Origin of the sequence: Streptomyces sp. NPDC127100 (genome assembly GCF_042724095.1) — a bacterium.
Classification (GTDB): Bacteria; Actinomycetota; Actinomycetes; order Streptomycetales; family Streptomycetaceae; genus Streptomyces.
In genome coordinates this window covers 24,613-42,864 of record NZ_JBHXFL010000056.1, presented here as the reverse complement: position 1 = coordinate 42,864, position 18,252 = coordinate 24,613, and the positions used below count along the sequence as shown (strand labels likewise).

Sequence of the window (18,252 nt, the reverse complement as noted above, 5' to 3'; positions counted from 1 at the left end):
CGCCGCGGCGGGTGAGCGGGTTCACAGCCGCGGGTCCACCGGCTCCGACTCCAGCGCCAGGACGCCGAAGACCGCCTCGTGCACCCGCCACAGCGGCTCACCGTCCGCCAGCCGGTCCAGGGCCTCCAGGCCGAGGGCGTACTCCCGGACCGCCAGGGACCGCTTGTGGTTCAGGAACCGCTGCCGCAGCCGGGCCAGGTTCTCCGGGCGCGTGTACTCGGGGCCGTAGACGATCCGCAGGTACTCGCGGCCCCGGCACTTGACGCCGGGCTGCACCAGTCGGCCCTTCCCGTCGCGCACCAGCGCACCCAGGGGCTTGACGACCATGCCCTCGCCGCCCCGGCCGGTCATCTCCAGCCACCAGTCGGTGCCGGCGCGCACCGACTCGGGGTCGCCGGTGTCGACGTAGAGCCGCCGGGTGGTGCGCAGCAGGCCGGTGGCGTCGTGCTCGACGAGCCGGTCGACGAGGGCGAGCTGCTCGTCGTGCGGCAGGGCGGCCAGACTGCGGCCCTGGACGGCCAGGACCTGGAACGGGGCCAGGCGGACGCCGTCCAGGCCGTCGGTGGGCCAGCAGTAGCGCCGGTAGGCGTCGGTGAACGCGGCGGCGTCGGCCGCCCGGGCGCGCTGGCGGTCCAGCAGCGCGGAGACGTCGACACCGCGCGCCGCGGCGCTCTCCAGGGCGGCCAGTGCCCCCGGGAACACCGCGCCCGAGGCGGCCCCCACGGCGGCGTACTGGGAGCGCAGCAGCCCGGACGCCTTCAGCGACCAGGGCATCAGCTCGGCGTCCAGCAGCAGCCAGTCGGTGGACAGCTCGTCCCACAGTCCGGCCTCGCCGATCGCCGTGCGCAGCCGGCCGAGCACCCCCTCGGTGAGGGACTCGTCGTCGAGGAAGGGGCGGCCGGTGCGGGTGTAGAGCGCGCCGGTGGGGCCCTCCACCCCGAAGCGGCGGCGCGCCGCCTCCGCGTCGCGGCACACCAGGGCGACGGCCCGCGAGCCCATGTGCTTCTCCTCGCACACGACCCGCGCCACCCCGTCGGCCGCGTACTGGGCGAAGGCCTCCTCCGGGTGCTCCAGGTAGCCGTCCACCTCCGAGGTGGCGGTCGGCGCCATGGTCGGCGGAAGGTACGGCAGCAGCCGCGGGTCGGTCGCGAAGCGGCTCATGACCTCCAGGGCCGCCGCACCGTTCTCCTCGCGCACGGTGACGCGCCCCGCGTGCCGGGTCTCCACGGCCCGGCGGCCCCGGACGTCCGCCAGGTCCAGCGGCCGGCCGTCGTGCCCGCCGGGTGCCTCGGTGCGCAGCGGCCTGGCCGGCTCGTACCAGACGCGCTCGGCCGGTACGTCGACCAGCTCGCGCTCCGGCCAGCGCAGCGCGGTGAGCTTGCCGCCGAAGACGGCGCCGGTGTCGAGGCAGATGGTGTTGTTGAGCCAGGTGGCCTCGGGGACGGGGGTGTGACCGTAGACGACGGCGGCGCGGCCGCGGTAGTCCTCGGCCCACGGGTAGCGCACCGGCAGGCCGAACTCGTCGGTCTCGCCGGTGGTGTCGCCGTACAGGGCGTGGCTGCGGACCCGGCCGGAGGTGCGGCCGTGGTACTTCTCCGGCAGGCCGGCGTGGCAGACCACGAGCCGGCCGCCGTCGAGGACGTAGTGGCTGACCAGGCCGTCGATGAAGTCCCGCACCTCGGCGCGGAACGCGTCGCTCTCGCCGTCCATCTGCTCGACGGTCTCGGCGAGTCCGTGGGTGTGCTGGACCTTGCGGCCCTTGAGGTGGCGGCCGTACTTGTTCTCGTGGTTGCCGGGCACGCACAGCGCGTTGCCCGACTTGACCATGGACATCACGCGGCGCAGCACGCCGGGGCTGTCCGGGCCGCGGTCGACGAGGTCGCCGACGAACACGGCGGTGCGGCCCTCGGGGTGGACGCCGTCCGCGTAGCCCAGCTTGCCGAGCAGCGCCTCCAGTTCGGCGGCGCAGCCGTGGATGTCACCGACGATGTCGAACGGGCCGGTGAGGTGGGTCAGGTCGTTGTACCGCTTCTCGGTGACGACGGTGGCGCGCTCGATCTCCTCGACCCCGCGCAGGACGTGCACCTTGCGGAAGCCCTCGCGCTCCAGGTGGCGCAGGGAGCGGCGGAGTTCGCGGGTGTGGCGCTGGACGACCCGGCGGGGCATGTCGGCCCGGTCGGTGCGGCCGGCGTTGCGCTCGGCGCAGACCTGCTCGGGCACGTCGAGGACGACGGCGATGGGCAGGACGTCGTGCTTCCTGGCCAGGTCGATCAGCTGACGCCGGGCGTCCTGCTGCACGTTGGTCGCGTCCACGACGGTCCGGCGGCCTGCGGCGAGCCGTTTGCCCGCGATGTAGTGCAGGACGTCGAAGGCGTCGCGGCTCGCGCTCTGGTCGTTCTCGTCGTCCGCGACCAGTCCCCGGCAGAAGTCGGAGGAGATGACCTCCGTGGGCGTGAAGTGGCGGCGGGCGAAGGTGGACTTGCCGCTGCCGGAGGCGCCGATCAGCACGACGAGGGAGAGGTCGGTGACGGGCAGGGCGCGGTCCCGCGCGGTGGTGCCGGTGGTGGTCATGCGGCCTTCGCCTCCTTGTCGTTCTTCTCGTGGACGGTGGTCAGGGTGAACACGGCCATCTGGGTGGGCGGGCCCACCTCGGGGTCCTCGGGCCCGACGGGGCGGAACTCCACGCCGTAGCCGTGCCGTTCGGCGACCGTCCGCGCCCAGGTGCGGAACTCCTCGCGGGTCCACTCGAAGCGGTGGTCGCGGTGGCGGACGTGGCCGGCCGGGAGGGACTCCCAGCGCACGTTGTACTCCACGTTCGGCGTGGTGACGACGACGGTGCGGGGGCGGGCCGAGCCGAAGACGGCGTACTCCAGCGCGGGCAGCCTCGGCAGGTCGAGGTGCTCGATCACCTCGCTGAGCACCGCGGCGTCGTATCCCTTGAGGCGCTTGTCGGTGTAGGCGAGGGAGCCCTGGAAGAGGTGCACGCGAGCGGCCTGGCGCTCCCCCATGCGGTCCAGCTTCAGCCGGCGGGAGGCGATGGTGAGCGCACGCACGGACACGTCCACGCCGGCGATCTCGGTGAAGCGCGGGTCCGTGAGCAGCTCGCGCACCAGGTGGCCCTCGCCGCAGCCGAGGTCGAGGACGCGGGCCGCGGCGGCGTCGCGGAGCGCGGCGAGGATCGCCTCGCGGCGCTGCACGGCGAGCGGGGTGGGCTTCTCCTCGGCCTCCGGGGCCACCTCCTGCGCGACGGCGTTGTCGATCTCCCCGACCTCGCTGTCGTCGGTCTCGGCCAGCCGGACGAGCTCCAGTCGCGCCATCGCCTCGCGCGTCAGCGACCAGCGGCGGGACAGGTAGCGGTTGGTGATGAGCCGGACCTCGGGGTGGTGGTACAGCCAGGCTCCGCCGGCCCGCATCAGCTTGTCCACCTCGTCCGGGGCGACCCAGTAGTGCTTGGCGTCGTCCAGCACCGGGAGGAGGACGTACAGGTGGCGCAGCGCGTCGGACAGGGTGAGCGTGTCCGCCCGGAGCGTCAGCCGCACGTAGCGGGAGTCGCCCCACTCGGGGAACTCGGTGTCCAGCGGGACGGGCTCCGCGGTCACCGCCCAGCCGAGCGGCTCGAACAGGCGCCGTACGAGGTCGGGGCCGCCGCGGGCGGGCAGTGCGGGCACCTCGACGTGCAGCGGGAGCGGCTCGGCGACCCGCTCGGGGCGTGCCGTGCACACACCGCGCAGGGCGCTGGAGAAGACGTTGCCGAGTGCCACGGCGAGGAGGGAGGAGGCCGCGTAGGGGCGGTCGTTGACGTACTGCGCGAGTGCCGCGTCGGGGGCGCCGCCCCGGCCCTTGCCCTTGCCGCGCCGGACCAGGGCCACGGTGTCCACCTCCAGCAGGAGCGCCGCCGTGCAGCGCTGTTCCTCCGCCTCGGGGTAGAGCACGTGGGCCGTGCCGAAGGAGGTGGAGAACGTCTGCGCCTTGTCGGGATGCTTGTGCAGCAGGTAGCCGAGGTCGGTCGCGGGGCGCTCGGGGGTGCCGGTGGTGGTGATGGTCAGGAACATGCGGAGGGCCTCTCCGGCTGGGCGGACACGACTGCGCGTTCGTACGCGAAAGCCCCCAGGGGTGGTGATCCTGGGGGCTCGGCAGGACGACGGTCACACCATCGCACAGGGCGGCCGGGGGGCGCCTTCGTTTATCGCGGGAGGTCAGGACAGCTGCGTCTGCACCTGGGAGGAGATCAGTTCCAGGTGGTCCAGGTCGTCGAGGTCGAGGACCTGGAGGTAGATCCGCTGGGCACCGGCGGCGGCGTAGCGGCCGATCTTGTCGACGACCTCGGCCGGGGAGCCCGCCAGGCCGTTGGCCTTCAGCTCGTCGACCTCGCGGCCGATGACGGCGGCCCGGCGGGCGACCTCCGCGTCGTCCTTGCCGACGCAGACGACGAGGGCGTTGGAGTAGGTCAGCGCGTCGGCGCCGCGGCCGGCCTGCTCGGCGGCGGCCCGCACCCGGGCGAACTGGCGCTCGGTGTCCTCGATCGAGGCGAACGGGATGTTGAACTCGTCGGCGTACTGCGCGGCCAGCCGCGGGGTGCGGGTGGCGCCGTGGCCGCCGATGAGCACGGGGACCTTGGCCTGCGCGGGCTTGGGCAGCGCGGGCGACTCGGTGAGGTCGTAGTACTTCCCGTGGAAGTCGAAGGTCTTGCCGGCCTCCGTGGCCCACAGGCCGGTGACGATCGCCAGCTGCTCCTCGAGGCGGGCGAACTTCTCCTTGGGGAAGGGGATGCCGTACGCCTTGTGCTCCTCCTCGAACCAGCCGGCGCCCAGGCCGAGCTCGACGCGGCCTCCGGACATCCGGTCGACCTGGGCGACCTGGATGGCGAGCACGCCGGGCAGCCGGAAGGTGCCGGCCGTCATGAGCGTGCCGAGCCGGATGCGCCGGGTCTCGCGGGCCAGGCCGGCGAGGGTGATCCAGGCGTCGGTGGGACCGGGGAGGCCGTCCGCGGAGCCCATGGCGAGGTAGTGGTCGCTGCGGAAGAAGGCGTCGAAGCCGAGGTCCTCGGTGGCCTTCGCCACGGTGAGCAAGGTGTCGTAGGTGGCCCCCTGCTGGGGCTCGGTGAAGATACGGAGTTCCATGCCTTCCATCCTGCCTGCTCGGGCGGCGTCCTCCGGACAGGCTCCGGCGTGCCACATCGCGGACCCGGCCGCCGTCGGGTGAACGGGCGACGGGCGCGCGCCGCGTCCCGAGGGAGGCGGTCAGCCCGCCTCCCGCGCCGGTGCCGCCGCGTCCCGGTCCGCCAGTCTGCGCAGCATCTCCAGGACCCGGTCCCGCGACTCGTCCGCCGCGTCGATCGCCTCCATGCACTGCCAGTACGTGCCCTCGTCCTCCACCGTGCAGGCGATGCCGACGAGGGCGATGCCTATCTCGCCGAGCAGCGTGCCGAGGCACATGAGTGCCTGGCGGGCGTCGCCCAGCTCGGTGAGCTGGGCGGCGCGCAGTTCGCCCGGCGCCAGGGCCGGGGTGCTCAGCACCCCGCAGCCACGGCCCGCCAGTTCGGTCAGTCCCAGGGCCTCGCCGCGCAGTTCGGGGGGTCCGTGGACCGCCAGCCGGCTGCCGATCGCCTGGGCCAGGGCCTGCGCCTGCCACACCTCCGTCAGTATGTCCGGCACCTCGCCGCCGGCGGCCAGGGCCCGCCCACTCGTCACGATGAGCCGCACCGCGTCCATGCGCTGCCCCCGTCTGCCCGGACGCGCGTGCGGCGCGTCCACTCGAACTTCGCTGTCCACTACCCAGAGTGAAGGCGTGTGGGGCGAAAAGCCAGAGCTGGGCAGAAATATTCGGACAACAAAGAGGATACGGACCCGCATTCGACTGCGGAGAGTGATAACGGAGTGTGCGACTCCCCGATTTCACCCCGGCGTCAGCCTCCGTGCCCCTCCCGCCGGTCGTGCCCGCCGGCCGCCGGGAACCGGGACTCGTTGCGGTCGATCTTCGCGTCCAGCGCGGCGAGCGGGTCGATGCCGAGCACCTCGCAGAACTGGAGCAGGTACGCCAGGACGTCGGCGACCTCGTCCCGGACGCGGTGCGCGGACCCGGGGTCGTCCATGACGCGGGCCGACTGCTCGGGCGTCAGCCACTGGAAGATCTCGACGAGCTCGGAGGCCTCCACGCTGAGGGCGGCGACGAGGTTCTTGGGGGTGTGGTACGGCTGCCAGTTCCGCGCGGCGGCGAACGCGGCCAGTCTGCGCTGGAGCGCCGCCAGGTCCGGTGAGGGGTGGGGTCGGTCGGTCACGGCCCCAGGTGTACCACCGTGACGCCCGGTGCCGCCGCCCACGAGGCGTCCGCGACGGCGCCGACGAGGCGGATGTGCCCGCGGTCGCACATCCGCGCCGCCAGCCGCAGCAGTTCGGCGCGCTGGCACACGTCCAGGCCGCGGTCGAGGCCGTCGGCGAGGACGGTGAGCGTCTGCAGCGCGGCGGGCACCTCGCCGGCCGGGTCGACCTCCAGCACGCCGGGACCGGTGAACAGCACCAGCGCGAGGGCGAGGTAGCGCAGCTCGCCGTAGCCGAGGCGCGGGAGCCCGGTGCGGATGCCGTCGCCCCGGTCCAGCAGCGCGCGGACCGCACCGCCGGCGGCCGGTTCGGCCAGGACGTCCTCGACCGGGCCCGCGCATCCCGCCCGTACGGCGGCGACGAACTGGGCGTGCCGCCGGCCGCACTCGGTCCGGGTGCGCCACAGGACGTCGGCGAGGTTGTCGCAGCCGCCGAGCAGCCGTCCGGCACCGCTGGGCACGGGCGCGCGCATCCTGGCGGGGCGCGGGTCGCAGGCGAAGACGGAGCGGAGGGCGACCACCGTCTGCTCGGCCGCCGCGAGCACCCTGCGCTGTCCGTCCGTCTTGCCGGCCACGCGCAGCGGGAGCAGCGGGGTGCCGAGCCGGTCGTCGGGCAGCGGGGCGCGGGTGACCGGCGCCGACCCGGCCGTGTGCCAGGCGGCCTGCACGACGCGCCGGCCGGGGTCGCGCAGGGCGGTCTCCAGCAGGACGAGTCCGCCGGCCGTCAGCCGCTCCCCCACGATGCGCAGTTCGGGCTCCGCCTGCACGGCCACGTCGAGGCTCACCGGGCCCTCGGGGCCGTCGACCGTGCAGCCGATGCGGAAGCCGCGGCGCCGCTGGGCGTCGGGCCGGGCCCGCTCGGGGACGCACGCGACCGGGTCGGGGAAGACCGTGCCGAGCTCCGCGCCGCCCCCGAGCCGGGCGAGCGCCTCGTACGCGCGCAGCGCGCTGGTCTTGCCGCAGCCGCTGGGCCCGGCGAGCAGGGTGAGGGGCGCGAGCGGGATCCGGGCACGCCGGTGCCGGGCGAAGGCGGACAGCCGCAGCTCCGTGACGCACGGTCGGTCCGGGTGCGGCGGGGCGGGGGCTGGGGCTGGGGAGGCCGTCGACGCTGACGCCGTCGACGGGGGTGACACGGCCATGTGCGGACCGTAGGACGCCGCCCGCACGCGGAACCGTTCCGCCTGGCCGGCGTTCCTACGATCGAGGGGCGCGAGCGGGGTGTCCGTGCCCCGGGGGCGTCCGTCTCCGGCGCGCGGGGCCTGGGTGTGCCCGGTGGGCCCCCGAGGGTGCGGGGGCCCACCGCCGTCACATCCCCGGGACCCCGGCCGCGCCCTCCATCAGGCCGTTCACCTCGGTCCCCGCCGGTGTCAGCAGGAACACGTTGCGGTCGACCCGGTGCATACCGCTGGCCAGGCCGAAGACGACGCCCGTGCTGAAGTCCAGCACCCGCTTGGCGACCTCGGTCTCGGCGTTGGTCAGGTCCAGGAGCACCGGAATGCCGGCCATCAGCGTCTCGGCGACCTCGCGGGCGTCCGCGAAGACGTTGACCCGCAGGACGACGAAGCGCCGGCGTGCCTCCGTCTCCGCCTCCGGCAGCGCGCGATGGCCGACCGACGACGGCCAGGCGTCGCGCCCGCGCAACGGAACGACCTGGGCGAGCCCTTCCCACTGTTCATCGGTGACGTCGTAGCTGTTCACCGGCTCCCCCGATTCCACTCGCCTTCAATGCGTGCACCAGCCAATTCTTACGTCAACTCACCCGTTCGGCCCAACAACGACACGGACCGCGTCCTTCCGGACGCCCACCGCCACCCGGAGGTTGCCGTGACGTGCGGCGGGGTACCCGCGGCAGGCCGTGAGTCGCACCGTACATCTCGCCGAGGAGGGCCCATGGGCGCGCTGGACCTGCCCGAACCCGTCGTCCGGGACGGAGCGCCGCCACCGGTCGACACGGCCGGGCTGCGGGCGGCGCTGCGCGAGCGGGTCGACGGCGAGGTCAGGTTCGACGCGGGCAGCCGGGCCGCGTACTCGACGGACGCGTCGAACTTCCGGCAGACGCCGATCGGCGTGGTCGTCCCGCGTACCCCCGAGGCGGGCGCCGAAGCGGTGGCAGTGGCCCGGGAGTTCGGCGCGCCGGTGCTGTCGCGGGGCGGCGGGACCAGCCTGGCCGGGCAGTGCACCAACGCCGGCGTGGTGCTCGACTGGTCGAAGTACTGCACCCGCGTGGAGTCCGTGGACCCCGACGCGCGCACCTGTGTCGTCCAGCCCGGCATCGTGCTGGACGACCTCAACCGCCGGCTCGCCCCGCACGGCCTGCGCTTCGGGCCCGAGCCCGCCACCCACGCCAACTGCACCATCGGCGGCATGATCGGCAACAACTCCTGCGGGGCCACCGCACAGGCGCACGGCAAGGTCGTCGACAACATCGCCCGCCTGGAGGTGCTGCTCTACGACGGCACCCGCTTCTGGTGCGGGGAGACCGGTGACGAGGAGTACGCCGCCATCGAGCGGCAGGGCGACCTGCGGGCGACGGTGTACCGGCGGCTGCGGGCCCTGCGCGACACCTACGCCGACGAGATCCGCCGCCGGTTCCCGGACATCCCGCGCCGGGTGTCGGGCTACAACCTGGACTCCCTGCTGCCGGAGCACGGCTTCGACGTGGCCGGACTGCTGGTGGGCAGCGAGTCGACACTGGTCACCGTCCTGCGGGCGGAGCTGGAGCTGGTGCCGGTGGTGAAGGAACGCACGCTGGTGGTGCTGGGCTTCGACAGCGTCGAGCTGGCCGCCGACGCGGTGCCCGACCTGCTGCCGCACGAGCCGATCGCCCTGGAGGGCGTCGACGCCCGGCTGGTGCGCGACGAACGGATCAAGCGCCTCAACCCGGAGGCGCTGGCCCGGATGCCCGACGGGAACGCGTTCCTGATGGTGCAGTTCGGCGCCGACACCGCCGAGGAGGCGGACGCGCGGGCACACCGGATGCTGGAGGCGGTGCACCGCTCGGAGCACGACGCCGACTGCGCGTTCATGGACGACCCCGCGCACGAGCAGGACCTGTGGCAGGTCCGCGAGGCCGGCCTCGGCGCCACCGCCCACGTCCCGGGCAGGCACGACACCTTCGAGGGCTGGGAGGACTCGGCGGTGGCGCCGGAGAAGCTGGGCGGCTACCTGCGCCGGCTGCGGGCCCTGTTCGAGGAGTTCGGCTACCTCGGCGACACCGGACCCAGTCTGTACGGCCACTTCGGGCAGGGCTGTGTGCACACCCGCATCCCGTTCGGCCTGTACACCGCCGACGGGGTGGCGGCGTACCGCCGGTTCATGGAGCGGGCCGCCGACCTGGTCGTGGAGTTCGGCGGATCGCTGTCCGGGGAGCACGGGGACGGGCAGAGCCGGGGCGAGCTGCTGCCGCGCATGTTCGGCGACGAGCTGGTGGAGGCGTTCGGGCGGCTCAAGGCCGTCTTCGACCCGCTGGACCGGATGAACCCCGGGAAGGTCGTGGCGCCCCACGGACTCGACGAGAACCTGCGGCTCGGTGCCGGCTGGGCCCCCTACGAGCCCCGCGACCTGCACTTCCGGTTCCCGCACGACGGCGGCTCGTTCTCCCAGGCCGCCAACCGGTGCGTCGGCGTCGGCAAGTGCCGCCAGCACACCAGTGAGGGCACGGTGATGTGCCCGTCGTACCAGGTGACGCGGGAGGAGGAGCACTCCACGCGGGGCCGGGCGCGGCTGCTGTTCGAGATGCTCGACGGCCACGGGGACGCGGCGGTCCGGGACGGCTGGCGCTCGGAGGCGGTCAAGGACGCCCTCGATCTGTGCCTGGCCTGCAAGGGCTGCAGGAAGGACTGTCCGGCGGACGTGGACATGGCCACGTACAAGGCGGAGTTCCTGTCCCACCACTACGCGCGCCGGCCCTGGCGCAGGCCCCGCTCCGACTGGTCGATGGGCTGGCTGCCGGCGCTCGCACGGGTCGTGGCCCGCACCCGGCTCGGACCGGTCGTCAACGCGCTCACGCACACGCCCGTCCTGTCCCGGGCCGCCGTGGCCGTCGCGGGGGTGTCGGACCGGGAGGTGCCGCTGTTCGCCGCGCAGACGTTCGAGCAGTGGTTCGCCGGGCACGAACCGGAGGGAGACGGGCGGCGCGGCACCGTGCTGCTGTGGCCGGACACCTTCACCAACCACTTCCACCCGCACGTCGGCCGGGCGGCCGTGCGGGTGCTGGAGCACGCGGGCTGGCGGGTGGAGCTGCCGGCCGAACCGCTGTGCTGCGGGCTGACCTGGATCTCCACCGGGCAGCTCGGCACGGCGGAGCGGGTCCTCGCCCGGACCGTACGCAAACTGGCCCCGCACGTGCGGGCGGGCGGTCTGGTGGTGGCCCTGGAGCCGAGCTGCACGGCCGTGTTCCGGGCCGACGCGGCGGAGCTGTTCCCCGGCGACCAGGACGTGCGCCGGCTGGCCGAGCGGACGGTCACGCTGTCGGAGCTGCTGACCGGGCACTCCCCCGGCTACGAGCCGCCGCGGGTGCCCGAGCGGTCCGCGAAGGCGCTGGCGCAGGTGCACTGCCACCAGCACGCGGTGATGGGCTGGGACGCCGACCGCGAACTGCTCCGCCGGGCCGGCGTGGACGCCGAGCGGCTGGATTCCGGCTGCTGCGGGCTGGCCGGCAACTTCGGCTTCGAGCGCGGTCATCTGGACGTCAGCGAGGCCTGCGCGGAGCGGGTGCTGCTGCCGCGGCTGCGGGAGGAGGACGAGGCGACCGTCGTGCTCGCCGACGGCTTCAGCTGCCGCACCCAGATCCACGAGTTCGACAGCGGCGGGCACGAGGGCGTGCACCTCGCGGAGCTGCTGGCCTCGGCGCTGCCCGGCTCCGCGGGGGACACCGGCGTGCCGGGCAGCGCGTACGGCACCGGACCGGACGTGCGCCCCGCACCGCCCGGCCGCCGGGCGCGGGCGCTGGCCCTCGCGGTCACCGGACTGGCCGCCGCCGGCACGGCGACCGTGCTGGCCCGCCGGCTGCTGCGCCGCTGAACGCCACCGCGCCGTCGCCCGGAGAGACGCGGGCCCTCCCCCGGCGCCGCGCGCACCCACGTCCGGCGGCCCGCCGGACGTGTGACCGGAAGCGGGCGGTGGCGTGGCGCCCGGGGCGGCGGCGACCCGGAGGGCGGTGCGTGGCATGCGGGGTGGGGGGCTCTCGCGTTAACTGAAGCGCACACGATGCACACGTACGCGCGACGGGCCGCCGGTCCGCGCCGGGAGGTGGGCGGACCATGCTTCATGGGGAGGGCCCGTGACGACACAGCCCCTGCCGCCGCCCGCCGGGCCCGTGCCGGGACCGCGCCGGACGGCCCCGTGACGGCGCCGGAGGGACGGGCCGCCGCACCGGAGAACGCCGCCCCGGACCGGGCCGAGCAGTCCCTGCGCGACACCCTGCTCAGCCCCGGCTACCTGCTGCTGTTGCTGCTGTGCGTGCTGATCGGCATTCCCATCGCGCTGGCCTGCTTCTTCTTCGTCGGCCTCCAGCACGAGCTCCAGCACTGGGTGTGGACCTCGCTGCCGAAGGCCGCCGGGTACGCCACCCCGCCCTGGTGGTGGCCGCTGCCCGCGCTGGTGCTGGCGGGGCTGATCCTGGCGCCGATCGTGACCCGGATGCCGGGCGGCGGAGGGCACGTGCCGGTGAACGGCCTGGGCCAGGCGCCGGTCGGGCCGGAGGCGCTGCCCGGTGCCGTCCTGGCCGCGCTGGCCACCCTGCCGCTCGGTGTGGTCCTGGGCCCCGAGGCGCCCCTGATGGCCGTGGGCAGCGGTCTCGCCCTGCTCGCGGTGCGACGGGCCGGTGCGCGCGCGGATCCGAAGGCGGGCGCGATCCTGGCGACGGCCGGCTCCACCGCCGCGATCTCCACCATCCTCGGCGGCCCGGTGGCGGCTGCCGTCCTGCTCCTGGAGGGCGCCGGGCTGGCCGGCACCCGGATGGTCGCCCTGCTGCTGCCCTGCCTGCTGGCCAGCGCGACGGGCGCCCTGGTCTTCACCGGCTTCGGGCAGTGGACCGGCCTGACCATCGGCGCTCTGTCGCTGCCCGACGTGCCGCCGAGCACCGCCCCCGACGCCGGTGACTTCCTGTGGGGCATCCCGACGGCGGCGCTGATCGCGGTCCTGGTCACCCTGGCCCGCGCGCTCGGCCGCCGCACCAGGGCCTGGACGGAGCACCGCACAGCCGTCCGCACCGTCCTGTGCGCCACGGCGGTCGGCGTCTGCATCACCGCGTACGCCCTGATCACCGGCCGTTCGCCGGCGGAGGCGGCGCTGTCCGGGCAGGCCGCCCTCGCCCAGCTCGCCGCGCATCCGCACGCCTGGTCCGTGGGCGCGCTGGTCGCGCTCGTCGCGTGCAAGGGACTGGCGTGGGGCATCGCGCTGGGCAGTCTGCGCGGGGGTCCGATCTTCCCCTCCCTGCTGCTGGGCGCGGCCACGGCCATGGCCTGCTCCGGCCTGCCCGGCTTCGGCGTGACCCCGGCCCTCGCCCTCGGCATGCCCGCCGCCATGGCCGCGGTGACGGGGCTGCCACTGGCCAGTTCGGTGCTCGCGGTACTGCTGATGGGCGCGGACGCGCACGAACAGATGCCGCTGATCGTCATTTCGTCGGTGGTCGCCTTCGTCGTCGCCCAGGCGGTCCGCCGCAGCCCCCCGGAGCCCGGACCGGCGGAAGGGGCGGGAGCGGAGGCGCGTTCCGGCCCGGGGCCGGACCGGTGACCGGCCGCGGGGGCACCGGGCGGGCGGACCGGGCCGGGTCCGGCGTCTCCTGGCGTTCGGCGCGCCCCTGGCTGACGAGGGGCGGAGCGGTCGTGTGCCTCGTCGCCGCCTACTTCCTGCTGCCCCTCGACCGGCTGGGCCCCCGTCACCCGGTGTCGAGCTGGCTTCTGTTCGCCGTGGGCCTGGCGGCCGTGGCCGTACTGCTGCTGCGGCAGATCCGCCACGTCCTCACCGGCCGCACGGACACCCACCCCGGCGTGGCCATCTCCCTGCTGATCCTGCTGTCCGTGCACGTCTTCGCCGCGGCCTACTACCTCCTGGCCAAGCAGCCCGGTGCGTTCGACGGGCTGCACACCCGGGTCGACTCCCTGTACTTCACCGTCGTCACCCTGGCCACCGTCGGGTACGGGGACATCACCCCGCACAGCCAGACGGCGCGGCTCGTGACGATCCTGCAGATCGTCTACAGCTTCGTCTTCCTCACCGCCGCGGGGACGGCGCTGGGCCAGCAGCTGCGTTCCCGGGTGGTCCGGGACACCGACGGCGGCGCCCCCGACGGCAGGGGCACCTCGGGCTGAGATCTTCGACACGCCGGGCGGGGGCGCGCGGCCCCGTACGACGCAGTGCCGGCGCGGAAGTCCCCGCGGCCCCCGGTGCCGGCCGCCGGGAGGCCCGCTTGTCACCACCCTCGTGGGCGCACTACTGTCGCCACGCCTTGGTGAACGGGAAATCCGGTGAAGTACCGGTGCGGCCCTCGCCACTGTGATCGGGAAGTCCGGCTCCGGCCCTCGCGGGCAGCCACTGGGTCCTTGTGACCCGGGAAGGCGGAGTTCGGGCGGTGGTACCCGTCAGCCAGGAGACCGGCCAAGGCGCGTCGTCCATCCACGAGGTGCTGGAGAGGGTCTGCTGAGCCATGCACATAGCCGAGGGCTTTCTGCCTCCGGCGCACGCGATCGCCTGGGGTGTCGCGTCCGCGCCGTTCGTCGTCCACGGAGTACGGTCACTCACCCGTGAGGTCAGGGAGCATCCCGAGAGCACGCTGCTGCTCGGGGCGTCCGGAGCCTTCACGTTCGTGCTGTCGGCCCTGAAACTGCCTTCCGTCACCGGGAGTTGTTCGCACCCCACCGGGACCGGTCTGGGCGCCGTCCTGTTCCGGCCGCCCGTCATGGCGGTCCTGGGCACGATCACCCTGCTCTTCCAGGCACTGCTGCTCGCCCACGGCGGGCTGACCACGCTCGGCGCCAACGCCTTCTCGATGGCGATCGCCGGCCCCTGGGCGGGCTACGGCACCTACCGCCTGCTGCGCCGGTACGGGGCGCCGCTGATGGTCACGGTGTTCTGCGCGGCGTTCGTCGCCGACCTGTCCACCTACTGCGTCACCAGCGTGCAGCTCGCGCTGGCCTTCCCCGACCCGGCGAGCGGGTTCCTGGGCGCGCTCGGCAAGTTCGGATCCATCTTCGCCGTCACACAGGTCCCGCTCGCGGTGAGCGAGGGCCTGCTCACGGTGGTCGTGATGCGGCTCCTGGTGCAGTCCAGCAAGGGAGAGCTGACCCGTCTGGGCGTGCTGCCGGCGAAGGCCGGCGAGCGTGAGGAGGCCGTCGTCCGATGAACCGCAACACGAAGATCAACCTCCTGCTGCTGCTCGCCGTGGCCGCGCTGGCGGTGCTGCCGCTGGCGCTCGGTCTCGGCGACCACAAGGAGGAGCCGTTCACCGGGGCCGACGCCGAGGCGGAGACGGCCATCACGGAGATCGAGCCGGACTACGAGCCGTGGTTCTCGCCGCTGTACGAGCCGCCGTCCGGGGAGATCGAGTCCGCGCTGTTCGCCGCGCAGGCGGCGCTCGGCGCGGGGGTGCTGGCCTACTACTTCGGTCTGCGCCGGGGCCGGCGGCAGGGTGAGGAACGGGCGGCCGCCCGGCAGGACGCGAACGCACCCGAAGGGAACTGAGTGCTGCCGATCGACGCGGCGGCGCACAGCAGCCGGTGGCGCCACCGGCACCCGGTGGACAAGGCGGTGCTCGGGCTGGGTCTGACCGTGCTCGCGATCTCGCTGCCGCCCTGGCCGGGCGCGGCACTGGTCCTGGTCGCGGCGCTGGCGGTGCTGCTCGGCCCGGCGGGTGTGCCCCGGCGGCGGCTGTGGCGGGCGTACCGGGTGCCGCTGGGGTTCTGCGTGACCGGTGCCCTGCCGCTGCTGGTGCGGGTCGGGGGTCCGGGCGGCTTCGTGGGTGCGGCGGACGGCGGCGCGGTGCGTGCCGGGGAGCTGCTGCTGCGCACGTCGGCGGCGTCCCTCGGGGTGCTGCTGTTCGCGTTCACCACGCCGATGTCCGACCTGCTGCCCCGGCTGGTGCGGGCCGGGGTGCCCGCGCCGGTGGTGGACGTGGCGCTGGTGACGTACCGCATGAGTTTCCTGCTGCTGGACTCCGTGCGCCGGATCCGCGAGGCGCAGGCCGCGCGGCTGGGGCACACCACCCGGGCCGCGGCCTGGCGTTCGCTCGGCGGGCTCGGCGCCACGGCGTTCGTGCGGGCCTTCGACCGGGCGACGCGGCTGCAGGCCGGGCTCGCCGGGCGCGGCTACGACGGCACGTTGCGCGTCCTGGTGCCCGAGGCCCGGGTCTCCGTGCCGTTCACGGCGGCGAGCGTCGCGCTGCTGGCGGCGCTGGCCGTGCTCACCTTCGTACTGGAAAGGCCGTTGACGTGAACGAGCCCACCGAACCGGCCCTCGTCGCCCTGCGGGGTGTGTCCTTCGGGTACGAGGAGGGGCCTCAGGTGCTGACCGGCCTGGACTTCGAGGTGCGCGAGGGGCGCGCGCTCGCGCTGCTGGGCCGCAACGGCAGCGGCAAGACGACGCTGATGCGGCTGCTCAGCGGCGGACTGCGGCCGGGCGCCGGGCGGTTGACGGTCGACGGGCGGCCCGTGACGTACGACCGGGCCGGGCTGACCCGGTTGCGGACCACCGTGCAGCTGGTGGTGCAGGACCCGGACGACCAGCTGTTCGCCGCGTCCGTCGCCCAGGACGTGTCGTTCGGGCCGCTGAACCTCGGGCTGCCGGATCCGGAGGTCCGCTCCCGGGTCGGGGAGGCGCTCGCCGCGCTGGACATCGCCGGGCTGGCCGACCGGCCCACGCACCTGCTGTCGTACGGGCAGCGCAAGCGGGCCGCGATCGCCGGCGCGGTCGCGATGCGGCCCCGGGTACTGGTCCTCGACGAGCCGACCGCCGGGCTCGACCCGGACGGGCAGGAGCGGCTGCTCGACACCCTCGACCGGCTGCGGGCGGGCGGCACCACGGTGGTGATGGCGACCCACGACGTGGATCTCGCGCTGCGCTGGTCCGACGACGCCGCCCTGCTCACCCCGTCCGGGGTGCACACCGGCCCCACGGCGCCGACGCTGGCCCGCACCGACCTGCTCGGCCCGGCGGGACTGCGGCTGCCGTGGGGGGTGGCGGCGGCGCGGCTGCTGTGCGCCCGGGGACTGCTGGCGGACCCGGCCGGGGGCCCGCGCACGGCGGAGGAGCTGGCGGCCCTGGCCGGGCCGGCCGACTGACCGCCGCAGCGCCGGTCAGCTCGTGGAGTCGCTGTACTCCGCGTCGCGGGCGGGTGCCGGCTGCTCCTCGGTCCGCCGCTGTGCGCCGCCGCGGCGGCCGGGCAGGACGGCGACGACGATCAGGGTGCCGGCGGCCATGATGATCCCGCCGATCAGGCTGGTCGTGGCCACGCCGTGGGCGAAGGCCTGGTGGACGGCGTCGGCCAGGGCCTGGGCCTGCTGGGGTCCGGCGGAGGGCGTCCTCGCGATCTGCTCGGCGACCGCGAGGCCGCCGCCGACGGAGTCCTGAGCGGTGTGCAGCGCGGCGGCCGGGAGCCGGTCGCCCGCCAGGTCGGCCACTTCGTCGCGGTAGGCGGTGCCGAGCAGGGAGCCCAGGACGGCGATGCCGAGCGAGCCGCCGAGTTCCAGCGCGGTGTCGTTGGCGCCGCCGCCGACGCCCAGTTCGCTCTCCGGGAAGGAGCCCATGATGGTGTCGGTGGCCGGGGAGACGCTGAGGCCGATCGCGAGGCCGAGCAGCAGCATCGGGGCCAGGAAGCCGGAGTACGTCGAGTCCTTGTCGACGAGGACCAGCAGGAAGACGCCTGCGGTGCCGATCACCATGCCGGACCCGATCATGGCCTTGACGCCCAGCTTCGGGGTGAGGTGCCCGGTGACGGCGGCGCCGACGAACACGGCCCCGGCCAGCGGCAGCAGCCGTACGCCGGTCTCCAGAGCGCCGTAGCCGAGGACGAACTGCAGGAACTGCGTGGAGTAGTAGATGGCGCCGTAGGTGCCGAAGAAGAAGAACAGCACGGCGAGCATCGAGCCGCTGAACGGCCGCTGGAGGAACCTGCGCACGTCCAGCATGGGCTGCGGGTGCCGCAGCTCCCAGGCGACGAAGGCCACCAGGCCGGCGCCCGCCACGACGGCCGCGGTGACGGGACCGGCGCCCCAGCCGAAGTGCGGGCCCTCGATGGTCGCGTAGACCAGGCTGCCGACGGAGACGATGGAGAGCAGGCCGCCCACGTAGTCGATGCGGCCCATGCCGGCCGCCCTGGACGGGGGCACGAGGAGCAGCGCGCCGACGACGGCGAGGACCGCGACGGGCACGTTGACCAGGAAGGTCGAGCCCCAGGCGTGGTCGCCGAGCAGCCAGCCGGCGACCAGCGGGCCGACGGCGATGGCGAGTCCGGACGTGGCGGTCCAGGCCGTGATGGCGCGGGCCCGCTCGCCCCTCGGGAAGATCGCGACGAGCAGCGACAGCGTGGCCGGCATGACGACGGCGGCGCCGACGCCCATCACCGCCCGGGCGGTGATGACCAGGCCCGTCTCGTGGACCAGGCTCCCCATCACCGAACCGCCCGCGAAGATCACCAGGCCGGTGACCAGGGCGCCGCGACGGCTGTACTTGTCGCCGATCGCGCCCAGCACCAGCATCAGCGCCGCGTACGGGACGGTGTAGCCGTCGATGACCCACTGGAGGTCGCTGCTGCTCAGGCCCAGGTCGGTGGTCATGGCCGGGGCGGCCACGATCAGGGACGTGTTGGCCATGACGACGATGAGCAGGCTGAGGCACAGCACGATCAGGGCCCACCCGCGCCGTGGGTACGGCCCGGCCATCTTCTCGACGGGTGTGGTGGCCAGTAGGGGCATGAGGGCTCCCGGGTACGAGGGCGACTT

The 18,252-nt window shown here is 74.5% G+C and carries 15 protein-coding genes and 1 riboswitch; of the genes, 7 read left to right on the top strand and 8 right to left on the bottom strand.

Features of this window, described 5'->3' with window-relative positions:
• Positions 1 to 21 precede the first annotated feature (21 nt).
• The 7 genes from ACFWJB_RS32100 to ACFWJB_RS32070 all read right to left on the bottom strand — a co-directional run bounded on the left by ACFWJB_RS32100 (position 22) and on the right by ACFWJB_RS32070 (position 8,014).
• On the bottom strand, positions 22 to 2,571 hold the full coding sequence (locus ACFWJB_RS32100) for a polynucleotide kinase-phosphatase (RefSeq protein ID WP_386926613.1): 2,550 nt from the start codon (positions 2,569 to 2,571) through the stop codon (positions 22 to 24).
• Positions 2,568 to 4,052, bottom strand: a complete 1,485-nt coding sequence (locus ACFWJB_RS32095) for a 3' terminal RNA ribose 2'-O-methyltransferase Hen1 (RefSeq protein WP_386926611.1) — start codon at positions 4,050 to 4,052, stop codon at positions 2,568 to 2,570. The genes ACFWJB_RS32100 and ACFWJB_RS32095 overlap by 4 nt, the downstream gene beginning before the upstream one ends.
• A 144-nt stretch (positions 4,053 to 4,196) precedes the next feature.
• Positions 4,197 to 5,120 carry an LLM class F420-dependent oxidoreductase gene (locus ACFWJB_RS32090; RefSeq protein WP_385468125.1) on the bottom strand — a complete coding sequence of 308 codons (924 nt, stop codon included), beginning with the start codon at positions 5,118 to 5,120 and terminating at the stop codon, positions 4,197 to 4,199.
• Positions 5,121 to 5,240: 120 nt separating this feature from the next.
• The gene (locus ACFWJB_RS32085; RefSeq protein ID WP_385468128.1) at positions 5,241 to 5,711 is read right to left on the bottom strand and encodes a DUF6099 family protein; all 471 of its coding nucleotides are present in this window, start codon (positions 5,709 to 5,711) and stop codon (positions 5,241 to 5,243) included.
• Between the two features lie 194 nt (positions 5,712 to 5,905).
• On the bottom strand, positions 5,906 to 6,277 hold the full coding sequence (locus ACFWJB_RS32080; RefSeq protein WP_386926609.1) for a nucleotide pyrophosphohydrolase: 372 nt from the start codon (positions 6,275 to 6,277) through the stop codon (positions 5,906 to 5,908).
• Positions 6,274 to 7,455, bottom strand: coding sequence for an ATP-binding protein (locus tag ACFWJB_RS32075; protein ID WP_385468134.1), 1,182 nt, complete (start codon positions 7,453 to 7,455; stop codon positions 6,274 to 6,276). Before ACFWJB_RS32075 ends, ACFWJB_RS32080 begins: the two co-directional genes overlap by 4 nt.
• A gap of 166 nt (positions 7,456 to 7,621) precedes the next feature.
• Positions 7,622 to 8,014 carry a cell division protein SepF gene (locus ACFWJB_RS32070; RefSeq protein WP_385468137.1) on the bottom strand — a complete coding sequence of 131 codons (393 nt, stop codon included), beginning with the start codon at positions 8,012 to 8,014 and terminating at the stop codon, positions 7,622 to 7,624.
• 192 nt (positions 8,015 to 8,206) lie between these two features.
• Between ACFWJB_RS32070 and ACFWJB_RS32065 the strand changes: the two genes are divergently transcribed.
• The 7 genes from ACFWJB_RS32065 to ACFWJB_RS32035 all read left to right on the top strand — a co-directional run bounded on the left by ACFWJB_RS32065 (position 8,207) and on the right by ACFWJB_RS32035 (position 16,593).
• Positions 8,207 to 11,338: an FAD-binding and (Fe-S)-binding domain-containing protein gene (locus tag ACFWJB_RS32065; RefSeq protein ID WP_386926607.1), complete on the top strand. Its 3,132-nt coding sequence runs from the start codon at positions 8,207 to 8,209 to the stop codon at positions 11,336 to 11,338.
• 246 nt (positions 11,339 to 11,584) lie between these two features.
• Positions 11,585 to 13,051 (top strand): chloride channel protein, encoded by a 1,467-nt coding sequence (locus ACFWJB_RS32060; RefSeq protein WP_386926605.1) that lies wholly within the window; start codon positions 11,585 to 11,587, stop codon positions 13,049 to 13,051.
• Positions 13,048 to 13,629, top strand: a complete 582-nt coding sequence (locus ACFWJB_RS32055; protein ID WP_385468145.1) for a potassium channel family protein — start codon at positions 13,048 to 13,050, stop codon at positions 13,627 to 13,629. The genes ACFWJB_RS32060 and ACFWJB_RS32055 overlap by 4 nt, the downstream gene beginning before the upstream one ends.
• A 121-nt stretch (positions 13,630 to 13,750) precedes the next feature.
• Positions 13,751 to 13,935: riboswitch (cobalamin riboswitch) on the top strand.
• Between the two features lie 29 nt (positions 13,936 to 13,964).
• A complete protein-coding gene (locus ACFWJB_RS32050; protein ID WP_385468148.1) occupies positions 13,965 to 14,660 on the top strand; it encodes an energy-coupling factor ABC transporter permease in 696 nt (231 codons plus the stop codon).
• Positions 14,657 to 14,998, top strand: coding sequence for an energy-coupling factor ABC transporter substrate-binding protein (locus ACFWJB_RS32045; protein WP_386926602.1), 342 nt, complete (start codon positions 14,657 to 14,659; stop codon positions 14,996 to 14,998). Before ACFWJB_RS32050 ends, ACFWJB_RS32045 begins: the two co-directional genes overlap by 4 nt.
• Positions 14,999 to 15,748, top strand: a complete 750-nt coding sequence (gene cbiQ, locus ACFWJB_RS32040) for a cobalt ECF transporter T component CbiQ (RefSeq protein WP_385468154.1) — start codon at positions 14,999 to 15,001, stop codon at positions 15,746 to 15,748. It abuts the gene before it with no gap.
• Entirely contained in the window at positions 15,745 to 16,593 is an 849-nt protein-coding gene (locus ACFWJB_RS32035) for an energy-coupling factor ABC transporter ATP-binding protein (RefSeq protein ID WP_386926600.1), read from the top strand. The genes cbiQ and ACFWJB_RS32035 overlap by 4 nt, the downstream gene beginning before the upstream one ends.
• A 15-nt stretch (positions 16,594 to 16,608) precedes the next feature.
• Here the strand turns inward: ACFWJB_RS32035 and ACFWJB_RS32030 are convergent, their stop codons facing one another.
• A complete protein-coding gene (locus ACFWJB_RS32030; protein ID WP_386926598.1) occupies positions 16,609 to 18,225 on the bottom strand; it encodes an MFS transporter in 1,617 nt (538 codons plus the stop codon).
• Positions 18,226 to 18,252: the final 27 nt, after the last annotated feature.